We start from the raw sequence: 14,348 nt of genomic DNA, 5'->3' as shown, positions 1-14,348 counted from the left end.
TACTTATGAAAAAAATCGCTTACTCACTGTTTGTAGCCACCGCTATCTCTACTTTTTCCGCAAGCACCTCAGCACAAATGCTTGTTGGCGCTAGCAGCATAAACAGTACCGATGTCGCCACGGCGGTGGGTGCGGTTTACCTTTATGACCAGAATAACGGGACACTCACCAACAACGCAAAGATCGTAGGTAACGGTAGCGGCGACAGCACAATTGTTGCCACCGGAGTAAGCAACAGCATACTCATTAATAGCAGCCAAGTTCGTGCCGATGGCTCTAATGGCATTGCGGTAAATTCGGTTAAAACGATTCAGAACACAGGACTTATCCGCTCACTCTCCGGCACGGCAATTCATGTCGCTTCAGGGGTTAGCAACATTACAAATGAAGCAGGTAGCACAATCACCTCTGGTGGCTCACATGTGATTCATGTTGCGGCAGGCACGAGCAATACAACCGTCACAAATCGTGGCATTATTGAAGCAAAAGGCAATGGCGGAGTCGCCATTGCAGGCGCCAGAACCATTAGCAATTCCGGCACGATCCGTTCACTTGCAGGCGATGCTATTCGCGTCGCTTGGGCAACCGGTACGATCACCAATGAAGTCGGCGGGAAAATTGAATCACACGGCATTGGCGGCTCCGCCATTGTTGGGGCAACGAATATTACTAACTTCGGTGAGATTAAATCACTCTCCGGCGACACGATTGAACTCACTCAAGCCAGTAACACTAACCTCATTACAAACGAAACAAGCGGCAAAATCATTTCAAACGGTGATAACCGAAACACCATCGATATTTCTTCTAACGTAAATTCCACCATTCTTAATAACGGGACTATTGAAGCAAGAGGCAATCAATCGACCGCCCTTAATAATGCCCGAAATATTGAAAATTTCGGCCTTATTCGCTCCCTTTCCGGCACTGCGATTAACGTGGCCACGGGCGTTAGCACGCTCGACAATAAGGTAGGCGGCAAGATCGCCTCTGGCGGCGCACATACGATTCATATTGCTGACGGCATGAGCAACGCCACCCTTACAAACGCCGGCTTAGTTGAAGCAAGAAGCGCTAATAGCATTGCCATTGAAGGCGCAAAGACTATTACCAATTCTGGCACGATCCGCTCGCTTGCAGGCGATGCGATCCGCGTTTCAACGAACGTAAGTAGCATCACGAACGCAGCAGGTGGCAAAATTATTGCTAAAGGCACAGACGCTACAACCATTCAAGTAACTTCGAACGTGAGCGGCACTACGGTAATCAACCAAGGTCAAATCCGCCATGAAGCAACCTTAGGCTCCGCGATTAATTCTGTTGAAACGGTTACAAATTCAGGCCTCATCCGCTCACTTACAGGGACGGCAATTCGTGTTTCAACAGGTGTCAGTACGATCACGAATGAAGTCGGTGGAAAGATCGCTTCTGGCGGTTCACACGCGATTCATGTGGCCTCTAACGTGAGCGGAACAACCATCATCAATAACGGCTTAATTGAAGTTTCAAGCGCTAACGGTATCGCTATCGAAGGCGGTCAGACAATCACAAACTCCGGCACGATCCGCTCACTTGCAGGCGACGCAATCCATATCGCTTCGGGTGTAAGCTCGATTACCAATGAAGCGGGAGGGAAAATTATCACGCTTGTTTCCGGCAAGAGCGCAATTGATAACAGCGCCAACAGCAATACGATGACCCTCAATAATGCCGGTGAAATTCGCGGAGATATTCGTTTCGGTTCTGGCGCTGACGTGCTGAATGTAACGGACGGCAAGATCGTTGGTGATATTATCGGACAAGGGAATAACGATACGATCAACTTCTCAGCCACTAGCTTCAACACCCGTGGAATCTTCAATAACATCGGTGATATCAATGTTAATGTAGGCTTACTCACGCTCAACCACGCCATTAACGGCAATGTGAATATGAGCATCGCAAATGGGGCAACGGTTCTGGCAAATCACAGCACAATTGGCTCCAATGCGGTTGCCAATAATGGTGTTTTAGAAGTGACTGCTAATAACGCTCCCACCCTTAGCGGTGACTATAGCCAAAGCGCGACAGGCCGCTTGCGGCTGCATGTGAATGGCAATTCGAACGGCGTGTTAAATGTAGATGGCACCGCAACATTGGAGACGGGTACATCGGTTGATGCGATATTCGAATCTGGCTTAAATATCGGAAATGGTGAGGCTTATATCGTGGTCGATGCCGGCACCCTTGTGACCAACCCGAATGACTTAAACATTACCTCAAACAACGCTTTTGTGTCGCTCATTCCCTCTACCGTGAATGATGACCTTATTCTAACCACTATGGTCGCGAGCCAATCACAGGCACAAAGCAACCTCCTGCTCAATGCTCAAATTGCGAGTCCTATCCAGCTTCAAGCACTTGCGGGCGGAGGTGCGGCAGGCACTAACGTCACGCAATCTTTGGCTGGATTTTCCGGTTTGATGAATGAGTTGCAAGTCACAGATCCAACTGAATTTGACCGCATCAACTCGCAATTTGGCGAATTAGACGGCGCAGCGACTGTACAAGCGATTAACAATATCAAGCCCAATGCGGCAGCAATGGCAGGAGCGACTTCAGCGGTATTTAGCACGACGACTTCGGGCAATAATATTGTGACCTCGCGCCTTGGCCATGCACGTGCCATGCGCGAGACTCAACTAGCAGGCGGGAATTTCCTCCACGCCTTCCAGGACAAAAAATTTGGCGATGACCTGCAGGTTTGGGCACAACCCTTCCTCAGTAATGTGAATCGCGGCGCGCATAAGGGCGTCTCTGGTTTTGATGCAAATAGCTATGGCCTCTTGATGGGTGCCGATATTGGGATAAGCGCGAATACCCGCATCGGTGCTTCACTCGGATATGGCCAGACGGAAGTAACCTTACGTTCAAATGGCTCAGATGGCGCGGACATTGATAACTATCAAGCAAGCCTCTACGGAACCTACATGGTTAACGAGAACTTCTATCTTGATGGTATTGTCGGTCTCGGCTTTAACGAATATGAAACGAGCGAGACTGTTGGCTTCCTCAGCACACAAACCAATGCGGATTATGACGGTATGCAGTATAATGCACGCCTCGGTGCGGGATATGACATCCATACTCCAGCGGGTTTTGTCATTACGCCGAATGCTTTTGTCCAATACACACACCTCTCGCAAGAGGCTTATACGACTACCGGTAACGGCCTTAACCGTCATACGCAAGAGATGGATACGGATAGTATTGTGACCAGCGCCGGCCTAAAACTCGCCTACCCTTACACGCTAGAACAAGGCAACCTCGTGCCTTACATTCGCGGGAGTTACTTGCATGAAGGCGGTGATGATGAGCAGACGGTGACCTCAACCTTTGTCGGTGGTGGGAGCTCTTTCACGACGACTAGCCCCTCGGTTTCGCGTGATGCGGTTCACTTGGGTGGCGGTATTGACTTCCATTCACACTCGGATGTCCGCGTAGGAGCCAACCTTGATTACACCACGCGTGATGATCAAAATACGCTCGCCGGTGCACTGCGCATCAGAATGCCATTCTAGTGACTTTAGGTGCCGCAGAACGTTTGATACACGCGCTCTGAATTCGCGGGTGGATTCTTGAATTCGGCGTATTTAGCTTGCTCTGCATAGGGCTGCGATAAGGCCGCGAGCAGCTCGTGCAAGGGTGAAAAATCAGATACTTCCTCTGCGGCATTAAGCGCTGATTCAACCCGATGGTTACGCGGGATCAAGACGGGATTATTGGCGCGCATTAACTCGTGAGCATCGCTGATTGGCTTATCATTTAGTGCTAACCGCTTTTGCCATTTAGCGTGCCATTGCTTAAAACTAGCCTCCCCGTAAAGCTTCCCTTCGGGGAGAGTTTCAGAGATCAAATCGCGGAAGCTATTGGTATAATCCGCTTGGTTGCTTTGCATCCATTCTAAGAACTCCTGAATCAACTCAGCATCCGCCGCATCATCCCCAAACAGCCCTAACTTTCGGCGCATCATCGGCAGCCATTCTTGCTTGAATAGCTCATTGAAGGATCGAATCGTCTCTTCGGCAATCGCAATAGATTGCTCCATCTCTTCATGCAGTAACGGTAAAAGTGTTTCGGCAAAACGTGCTAGGTTCCATTGCGCAATATGCGGTTGATTGCCAAAGGCATAGCGACTCATTTGATCAATCGAACTAAACACCTTATTCACATCATAACTATCAAGCATCGCGCAGGGTCCATAATCGATCGTTTCGCCACAAATCGTCATATTATCGGTATTCATGACGCCGTGAACAAAGCCCACACGCATCCATTCGCTGATCAGTTTTGCCTGCACCTTCATGACTGATTTCAACAATTCCAGATATGGATTAGCCGCTTGCCTCGCCTGCGGGTAATGACGTTCAATCACATAATCTGCGAGCTGCTTCAAGCCCTCTTTGTCGCCCTCAGCTGCGAGATATTCAAACGTACCAACACGCACATGACTCGCCGCCACACGTGTGAGAACCGCCCCTTGTAACATCGTCTCGCGGTAGACGGGCTCGCCTGTCGTCACGACCGCTAAACTGCGCGTGGTCGCAATGCCAAGCGCGTGCAGTGCCTCGCCCATAATGTATTCTCGCAGCATCGGCCCAAGTGCCGCGCGGCCATCACCGCGCCGCCCGTAAGGGGTACGGCCAGACCCTTTTAATGCAATATCGAAACGCTCATTGGCCGGCGTAATATGCTCTCCCAGCAAATGCGCACGACCATCGCCTAAGAATGTAAAGTGCCCGAACTGATGTCCCGCATACGCTTGCGATAAAGGCTCTGCGCCATTTGGTAATTCATTGCCCGAAAATAGTGCTGCCGCTTCTTCATTCGAAACTGCCTTAAAATCCAAACCTAATTCCACCGATAACGCATGATTCAAAATCACCAAACGCGGCTCGCGCACAGGAGTTGGATTTACCTTTGTATATAAGGCTTCCGAAAGTCGGGAGTAACTATGATCAAAATCCCAACCCCCATTTGTCTTTTTTTTAGACATATTTAAACCGCTTATGTCTGAGTGATTTGTGCATTGATTCGATGGACCGTTTCCGTCAATTCGAGTACGGCGGAGTTCGTCCAAGCGAAGCCTTCAACATTCTCACTATACCCCATCTCGACCATTTTAGACACATCAGAGGTGCCGCGTAGCGCATCATATTTTTCGTATAATTTACCTGTACGCTTAAAGTCTTGGGCAATCATTTTAAGAAAACCGCAAGCAATCTCTAACGCTTGCTGATAGTAACCATAACGCTCCAATGCTTCGACCGCGATCACCACCAAAGGCGCCCACATAAAGGGCTTATCCCACTGCCCACCTGTTTGGCGAGACGAGGTCATAATGCCCCACTCCGTTTGCAATCTTGGCAAGAGATGCTCCACCAGCAATGCGGCTTGCTCTTCAGAAGCAATCCCCACCCACATCGGATAGAAAGAAGTCACAAAATCATACTCACGGAATTGCGGCACATCGTATTTTTTGCAAAGCGCATCATTCACATTGTAATCGTGATAACAGGGTTTGCGTATCCAGTTCCCCGCATCGTCTTGCTGCCCCTCATCCCATAACCACTCATTGGTTAATTTGGCAGTGTTCACCGCTTTTTGTTCCCATTTAGAAGAGAGTTCAGACCAAAACTGCCCTTTTGCATTCTTTCCATCAGGCTCATGCATCACTAATTCGCGATACATTTCGGCCATCTCATGTTCCATCTTATAACGTAGCGAGTTCAAACAAACGGGCAGATAATTAATGACATCTACGTTGAAGAATCCGAACCTTCGTGAAGGATCGAATCCAGTCTCACGCATCGCACGATCGCCACGATAAAACGCTTCCGATAAGGAATCTGGTTGCCCATTTTGCGCCGGCACATAATATTGATGCAGATAATAACGGTCTTTACGATCTTGATAATCTGCAGTGGCCGATTGCTCAGTGCCTTTTAGCTTTTCATACACGGCACGTAATTGGCTGAGTGCTTTATCGTAATGTGATTTCTCGCTATGGATGACCTCAAATGCAGGATCGCCCAGCTCCGAATTATACATCGAAAGACTACTCTGTTCATGGATGTGAGGAGCGGTTACCCAATGCTGATAGTAAGTTTCACTTGCGACCAGCGCTCGCTTTAACCATTGATGCTTAGACTCTTCCTGCGGCGGACATAGTTGGTGATAGTTTTTGTAAATTTCGCAGACTTTACCCATGAGTAAAGGCGGTTGGCTACGGCTTTTCTTAGAATCATAATAATAGGTGCGATTACCATTAAGAATAGTACCGTAATGCTCAATTTGGTAAAACATATTTTCGACAAAGGCTTTCGCCAAATCAAACTTCTTATCCTTTAACAATCCACGTACGACAAACGCTGTATCCCAGTTATACATCTCGTTAAAGCGGGGGCCGGGCACCACATAGGGATAGGGCAAGTACATCAAACTATGTTGGTGATCCTGAAGTTCAAGCGGTTGGCTCAAGGGCGACAAACGACGAATCTCAACCTCAGGCAAATCTTCATTCGTTACGTCAGGCAAGGTGCCCAATTGAATACGGCCAAGCAGCACAGATTTTGCATTTTTAAGATTCTCTCGCACCTGCTCTTCATCTTCAGTATGCGCAATGTAGAGCAAACGTGTTGCTTGCATATCACGTGGCACTTTGGGGTCAAACAGTGCTTCAAGATACAAATCCATATGCGTACGAATCAGCGTTTTCCACGTATCGTGAATATAGTCACGCGCGGGCTTAAGCTCCAACTGCAATGCTTCCACTTCAATGAGTTCTTCATGTTCAGAACGCACCATAATACCTTGCAAAAATTCCGGCACATGAAGCTGGACAAACGTATCAATAAATGACGACATAATATAATTACCCTCACAGGCATCAGACGCCCAAGATTACAGAGAATGAGCTAATACGTTATGCGTTCAAAAATGCAAATGCTTTTAACGGGTAAGCTTCCCGGTACCGGCTTTCAGATCCATCTTAGCTTTCTCGATTTTTTCCGCATAGGGCGCAGGGTCATAGGCTTGCACCAGCTTCCCTGGAGTAAATGGCGTGCCAAGGGGTGCATTTTCTTTCGTAATAGGTTCACCCCTATCACGACGCTGAGCTTCACCATGTGACTTATCGAGCAAGTCACCCCCGGCATGCTCGATGGCCTCTTGGTAATGACCTTGAATCGTATCGTTAAAGTGCCCGGCATCAAAATCCAAAACTTGACATCCCATAAAATCGAAATCTTCTTTCACTTTTTTTGCATTCTGTGGGTCTAGAATGAATTTTATAGAATCCAGTATTTGGTTAGAAATGTTTTCCTCAATTTTCGGCTCATTCAACTGCCCCTTATCCGCTGCTTTAGGCATGTCGATAATATGCGCACCTTTTCTCTTCTCATCTGTTTGACCATTCCACAGCACTTCACTATTGCCCGCACCACTGGTTGAGATAACACCCTTAGCCTGTTTTGTATTGATATTAGCCGCCACAAATTCTGTCGGCATCAACGCATAACCATCTTTAAATGATGGCGCCAAATAGACCTTTGCCTCATCACGATTCATGAGACGCATCACATCTTCTCGTTCAACACCTTGCGGAACCACCGCAAACGCTTTGTCGGCATCTTTTTGCGAAATACCAGCACTCACTAAATCAATCTTGATGCTCGTAATAAGGTTTAACACACCGTTAGCATAGTCTTCATATCCAGGCACCCCGATGCGGGTCGGCTGCAAAACACAGAAGAACGTATCTGTTAGGGCACGTTCAGGCTCTTCTTCAAAATACTTCTTGGCAGCCAGAAGCATTTCTTCTGACCCTTTCGTGTAGTCATTGCGATGAATAGCTAGCATCCAATTTCGGCCTTCAACACTTTCGACAATCTCATTCAAAGTGAGATCTTTATCTTTATATTCCTTGGGATCTAACGGCGTAAAATTCTCTCCTACGCCATTATAAAGTACGTTTTTGCCTTGATCATCTTTACCAATCACCGCTTTAAAGACCGCGTCTTTATCTAAGACTGTTTTGAATTGCTGTTCTGGTGAGAACCGACTTTCAGCCGCTTCAAGCATTTTATCAACGTCAATACCCACGGGTACCGATACCATTGAAACATTATTACCCTTAAATTTTATTTTTGTAAGTGACCCTGTTTTCACATGCTCGGAAAGTTTTTCACGAATATCGTCATATTGCTTTGGATCATTAATATCGAACTCTCCCAATAATTCAGGATTCTCTTTACTAAACTCCGGATCAATATACGCCATTAGCATCAGCAAATTAATCTGATCTTGTGGACGCTGAAAACTCTTCAAAGGAATATTTGCCAATGATCCAATGTAATCATTAAAGAATCCAGTTTCTAAAATTGGAATCTCAAAAACCTTCTTGATTCCATTTTCATCTACCTCATACTCCCCTTGCTCATCTCGCTTTCCGCCTTCGAACGTGGTTTGCTGAAAATGCTCAAGTGTCGGAAATGGAATATGCCAACTAAAAGCAGTGCCTGGCACATTGATTGATTGGTAATCATGCACCCACATTTGATCTTTTTTAGGATCAAGAGGTTCACGCTTGGTTGTTAAAGGCTGCCCGGCCTTATCCGTTAAATTTCCTGTTGAGTAATCGGCCAATGCCTTATTTTGCAGATCATTATAATACATATAGCCAGTGTATAGATCTTCTATTTCATCCACCGTACAGCTTGTCTCAATTTTCATTGAGTGCATAAGCGGCCAGATGATCTCATTTGAGAAATCATAATGCATTTTGCGAGCAGATTCTGGCACATCAAAATTAATAATCTCAAACTCTTGCCCTTCTGCAACCTCTTTTGAAACATAAGCACCACGGCTATTGTACAAGCTGTGGCGATTCCAAAGGTCATCATCAACACCCGTGGGGTTTGCTCCAAACAACGTCTTCGCACCGGTTGCCTTCGCAACAACACCCATCCCACCTGACGGGGCATCGCCCTGTTTATAAGCAATAGCAGTTACATTTATTTTCGCATCAGTCTTTGAATTAGGCACTATTTCATCTCTCCGAATTAAAATTTTCTCTGCAAACACTTTATCACGGTGATTCCTAAAGAAATGTTAAAATAATATGACAAGATGTAAAATTTCTAATTTTCAAATTAGTTGCCTCCCCCTAGTGAGCTTGATACAAGGCTTGCAACAGGGAGATTATACGATGCCTACTTTTGAACTTGGAACGCTGGATTATGCGATTATTTGTGGGTATTTCCTCGTCGTTTTGTTCATTGGTTGGTGGTATGGCCGAAACCATGAAACGGCGGAGAGCTACTTCCTCGCAGGCCGCTCTCTTCCTTGGTGGCTCATTGGTTTCTCGCTCTATGCATCCAATATGTCTGGCGCAAGTTTCGTCGGATTAATGGGCGCAACTTACGAACATGGTATAGCGGTCTTTCACTATGAGTGGACCGCGGTCGTCGCTTTGGTATTTTTTGCTGCCTTCATGCTACCTTACTTTTTAAAGGCAAAAATTGCGACTATCCCGGAATTTCTCGAAAAACGTTTCGATGCTCGTTCACGCAAGGCTTACTCAGCCTTTACCATCATTGCGATCACCTTTATCGACACGGCAGGAGCGCTCTATGCGGGCGGCTTAGTCATTAACTTACTGATTCCTAGCATTAGTTTATTACAAGCGGTGATGGTGCTAGGGTTCGTCGTGGGAATTTACACCCTTTACGGTGGTTTAGAATCCGTCGTCGTCGCTGATGCGTTTCAGGCAGTACTCTTAGTCATTGGCGCATCCATTGTCTGCTGGTTAGGCCTTGAAAAAATTGGCGGCTGGGATGCCATGATGGCCGCCTTACCTGAATCTAAAACGCAATTATTTAAACCTGCGGATGACGACTTCATGCCTTGGCCAGGTATTTTTGGCGTCGTTTTATTAGGGTTTTACTATTGGACCCTTAACCAGTTCATCGCTCAGCGCGCCTTAGGCGCAAAGAACCTTGATGAGGGCAGAAAAGGCGCTCTTTTTGCTGGTTTACTCAAATTACCAAACCTCTTCCTTATGATTGTTCCAGGCCTGGTTGCACTCGCGCTTTACCCTGACCTAGAACGCCCAGATATGGCCTTCCCGGCTCTAACGGTTGACCTATTACCAACGGGCCTACGTGGCCTCGTTTTAACAGCGCTAGTCGCTGCGATTATGTCCAGCCTTTCTTCCACCCTTAACGCTGCAGCTACGCTCGTGACTTACGATTTCATCGTAGAGCATAAACCTGACATTCCAGATCATCGACTCGTTGCCTTTGGCCGCATTTTAACCGGAGTTTTCATGTTGATTGGTATTTTCACTGTTCCCATGATTGTTGAGTTTGGAAGCTTATTCGAGTATTTCCAAAAATCTTTAGCCTATATTGTACCGGGTGTTGTCGGTATTTACTTTGTTGGCTTATTCTCGCGCTGGGTGACGGCATCCGCGGCATTTTGGTCCTTAGCACTGACCCTTACAATGGGCGTTGCAATCCTGCTTCTACGTGAATATTTTGGTATTTGGCAAGCATTGGGCTTGCCTGATATTCACTTCACTATCATGGCTATTATTGTTTTCGTAAACAGCATTGTCACGTGCTACCTGTTCACACCATTGACCAATCGTGCGGATGATGCCTCCGATACAAACTACTGCTACAGTCTAAAAGGCGCGAGAGAAATCGCGGCCGAGAACCCACAACCTAAAGGGCTCGCCAATAGCACCACGCAATCGTATCTTCTTCTAGCACTCATGATTGCTATGCTGGTTTGGCTCGCCTAACAGCGTCATTTCCCAAAGGAGACTGGGCTAATTGTCATACAACCGTAACGCTTTTTAACTTCTCTTTGTGGTAAATTAAGAGGGTATTAGGAAGTGTACAAAAATTTATGACAGTTAACATTACGCAAATTCGTACGGGCAGACTCGCAGGAGAAGATACGTCTTATGGCATTATCTATGCTCCTGAGAAGGCTATGCCAGGTTCTTTAGGAGGACTGCGTGACTTCTTGATTGAGAAGGGGCTGAAAGCTGAGCCCGGTTATGAAAGCAATAAACATGTTTTGCGTGTCTCCGGCTTCCATGGTGATGCGAGCCTGCGTGGGTTACTTTCCGAAGAATTTTCAAATTGGCAAAGCAAGCATCCCATTGGTGTAAGCGGCAAGGTCGCCGTTCACCGCGATGTCCCTATCCTATCACTCGATAAAAAACCGAATGAACAAAAATCTAAAAGCTTTAAAGCCTGGCTGCATAAAAATGCGACGGGCCTAGTCGGCTTCTTTGCTACCTTTAGTGGTCTAAGTATGGTCTTAGCAAGTACGCCTGACTTTCGGTTTAAAATGCTCGGCGAGAAAGGTTCATTGCTTAAGCTCGATAAGGATTGGAAAAAAGGGGATGTTGTTAAATACATGCCCGGCGGCAAATCCTCTGACGGAACACTCATCCGCCAACCTTTGCAAAAAGGAGAAGTGAAACTTCGACGAGTATTACAGTTCGCCTCAATGGCATTTGTTGCCGCAGCGGGATTACTTTTTTCTTTTGGATTCTCAAAAAACCGCTCCATGAACGAGATATTACAAGACGCAGATACCGCATTGGAAACGAGTTCTGAAGGCGAAGCTTTTAAGGAAGCACAGAATGAAGGCGTCAGCAAAGCCCATAATTGGGTCAAACAGAATGTGTGGAAAATCGCATCACCTTTAAATATTGTAGGTGGCGTATTTTTCACGGGTGCTAGCATTGCACGCGCCGGCATCGAAGGAAAGAACCCACGCACAGATGTTCTGACCGGCAAAACGATCAAAGCTGGAAACGTATTCATGCAAGCTTTTGCTGGATTTACCGGTTTCTTAGCACAATTTCTTATTGTGTTAATGCCTAAGTCGAAGGTAGCTGGATTTGGCGGCCTTGATACCTATGTTGCAAACGAGGGAAACCAAGCGGTTCAGGATCAGTACAAGCAAATTGAAAGCCAAATCACCGGCAAAGCGGTAGCACGCGATGAAAGTAAAGGGAAAGCCTTTTTCCAAAAGCATCAAATGAAAATCGCGAGCCGTCTTTCAATCCTATCGAACTTTTTCTTCGGCGGCATTCCGGCCATTAAACAAATTAAAGACCCAACTCATAAATCCCCCCCCAAAGAGAAATTCTTTTACGGTGTATTTGTGAATAATATGTTTGCCGATTACTTTACCGGCTTATCCGTTCCCAGCTCTAGCCATGCGCCTGAATATATTTACAGCACGCTTGCTGAGTGGGTGAATAAGAAACTCCCTGCAGATGCAACCGCTGAACGCACAGATGAATTTATCGCCAAAGCGTCTAAATGGCTCGCCTCGCAATCGGAAGTGCAGATGAAAGCAACGGATATTGCTAAAGGCGTCAAAACGGTCTTAAGCGTAGAACATGGCCGTCAACATTGTGAGACTGACGTAGACATTGCCGCTAAACTCGCGCAGCTAAAAGTCGTAAGCCCTTTTGCCTCTTCAAGCCGCGTGCGCGCAAATCAACCAACCCTTGCAAATAACCTGCCCACCACTGAGCAAGAGCCCGATCATTTAGCGCAAGAAACAAAAGAACCCGCGCAAGAGCAGAAGCGGAATACGGATACCGATCCGAAAGAACGCCCTTCTGTCATTCAAGAACTCGCAGAGAATAAGCCTGAAGCAGGGTATCGTGAGAAAGTCGAAAATCAGGAACCTACCCCACAGATTAGCGGCCCTTAGGCGTTAACTCTTAGTAAGAATATATTAACTAAAGAGTCATATACTGGTGCTTAAATAACCTAAAAGTAAGCAGGGAATTAAAATGAAGAACGCATACACTCCTTCCATCCTTGTTGATCAGTTGTTTAATGATATTGCAAACCCTGGTGGCCCTATTGTCGTTTCCGATTTTGATGGTACTGCCGGAGTTGGGTTTGAAGTGGGGAAATTAGATACTAAGACGGGTAACCTGACTCTTACCAAGGAACGTATTCCTGCTCCTCCTGAGGTAACAATTGAAGACCTATTCGACCCAGCAAAGCGTGATGATAATGGTTATTTCCATTTCGACGAAGGTCGTGTAGTGACCAAAGAAGCTTTATTTGCCCGCAATAATGACATGAATGTCTATGCACGCCCAGAACTGGTCAAAGCTATCACGGCTGCTGTTGAAGCCGGCCATCCGGAGCTTTTCATTATTAATACAGGGCGTACTTACGAAGCTCTTGCTGCAATGATGCTTCAATCTGGCATCACCCAAAAAACACTCGACCAAATGATTACCGTCACTAACCATGGCTCTGAATTGCGCTTAGGGGAGGGTGAGAAGCCGATCTCTCTCGCGCCAGAGATGGACTTTTCCGATAAATTCTTTTTACGAAATACAGCGTTAAATGAGGAATTACACACCAAACTTAAAGTCAAAATAGGAGAGACTCTCTCAGACCTAGGGCTTGATCCCAACCTTGCAAAGGAACTCATCATTAATGCCAAATATGCAAAGGATGAAGATGTTTCTTCCATTGATTTTCATTACCGCGCACTTGTGGATGCCGCAGCGCTTAGTAATTCATCCATCCGGAAAGATACCATTGAGGACGCCGTTAAAAAGGTATTGAAAGAGCATTTAGGTAAGCGCGTTGATGGAATCGAAAAATCTCGAGCAAACGCTACGATCAAACGCTCCCCTTTTGAGGCAGGCGAAGAAAGTATGGTGATCGAAGTGCGTCCTGAAGGCCTAAATAAAGGCTTAGGGATGGAAGCGCTCATGAGGGAGCTAGATAAACGCGGGTTATTACCGAAAGGCCGCGAGGTGATTTTCGCGGGCGACAGTATGCTCAAAAATGGCGTTCAAAATAAAGAGGGAAACATCATTGATCAGGAAGAAAACTGGAGGGCACGCACCGATTATCCGGCAACTGTCTTTTTAAAATCCGACGAAGATATTATTTCGGGAACGCAACCTTATGCCAAACCAGAGCATAAAGTGACTCCCGATATGGAGACGGCTAAATCAATGGGTATCAAAGGCAGAACCGTTTATGTGCGCCATCCAGAAGAAACGCCGGAGCTTAATTTACATGAACCTAAGGCCATTACCAAGCCTGCAACCGGCACTGGCTATCCAGCGGATTATGACAAAAATATGTTGCCTGATTTAACAATGAAAACGCCGGTGCAATATAGCAAACAGGTTTCCACCGCCATACTGAATCGTGTAAAGAACTTGGGCATAAACATGCAGATTGGCGGCTTAGGTGGCCAGACACTTTAGAGAAACTCCCTAAAAAATAGAAAAG

7 protein-coding genes are annotated in these 14,348 nt (G+C 46.4%); 4 read left to right on the top strand and 3 right to left on the bottom strand.

Annotated elements, in window-relative coordinates; translation table 11 throughout:
- Window positions 1–5 precede the first annotated feature (5 nt).
- Window positions 6–3,560, top strand: coding sequence for an autotransporter domain-containing protein (locus P8P30_05225; GenBank protein ID MDG1286951.1), 3,555 nt, complete (start codon window positions 6–8; stop codon window positions 3,558–3,560).
- 5 nt (window positions 3,561–3,565) lie between these two features.
- On the opposite strand, the gene P8P30_05220 is transcribed toward P8P30_05225, so the two are convergent.
- The 3 genes from P8P30_05220 to P8P30_05210 all read right to left on the bottom strand — a co-directional run bounded on the left by P8P30_05220 (window position 3,566) and on the right by P8P30_05210 (window position 9,084).
- Window positions 3,566–5,035 (bottom strand): YdiU family protein, encoded by a 1,470-nt coding sequence (locus tag P8P30_05220; GenBank protein MDG1286950.1) that lies wholly within the window; start codon window positions 5,033–5,035, stop codon window positions 3,566–3,568.
- 11 nt (window positions 5,036–5,046) lie between these two features.
- Entirely contained in the window at window positions 5,047–6,906 is a 1,860-nt protein-coding gene (locus P8P30_05215; GenBank protein MDG1286949.1) for a trehalase family glycosidase, read from the bottom strand.
- Between the two features lie 84 nt (window positions 6,907–6,990).
- The gene (locus P8P30_05210) at window positions 6,991–9,084 is read right to left on the bottom strand and encodes a hypothetical protein (protein ID MDG1286948.1); all 2,094 of its coding nucleotides are present in this window, start codon (window positions 9,082–9,084) and stop codon (window positions 6,991–6,993) included.
- A 163-nt stretch (window positions 9,085–9,247) separates the two neighbouring features.
- Between P8P30_05210 and P8P30_05205 the strand changes: the two genes are divergently transcribed.
- The 3 genes from P8P30_05205 to P8P30_05195 all read left to right on the top strand — a co-directional run bounded on the left by P8P30_05205 (window position 9,248) and on the right by P8P30_05195 (window position 14,323).
- Window positions 9,248–10,846: a sodium/solute symporter gene (locus P8P30_05205; protein ID MDG1286947.1), complete on the top strand. Its 1,599-nt coding sequence runs from the start codon at window positions 9,248–9,250 to the stop codon at window positions 10,844–10,846.
- A gap of 107 nt (window positions 10,847–10,953) precedes the next feature.
- Complete coding sequence (locus P8P30_05200) at window positions 10,954–12,789, top strand: hypothetical protein (protein ID MDG1286946.1); 1,836 nt, start codon at window positions 10,954–10,956, stop codon at window positions 12,787–12,789.
- Window positions 12,790–12,871: 82 nt separating this feature from the next.
- Complete coding sequence (locus P8P30_05195; protein MDG1286945.1) at window positions 12,872–14,323, top strand: hypothetical protein; 1,452 nt, start codon at window positions 12,872–12,874, stop codon at window positions 14,321–14,323.
- Window positions 14,324–14,348 lie beyond the last annotated feature (25 nt).

The organism is Rickettsiales bacterium (assembly GCA_029252805.1).
Classification (GTDB): Bacteria; Pseudomonadota; Alphaproteobacteria; order Rickettsiales; family JALZUV01; genus JALZUV01.
The sequence above is the reverse complement of the archived record's forward strand: the minus strand, read 5'-3'. Positions and strand labels throughout refer to the sequence as shown.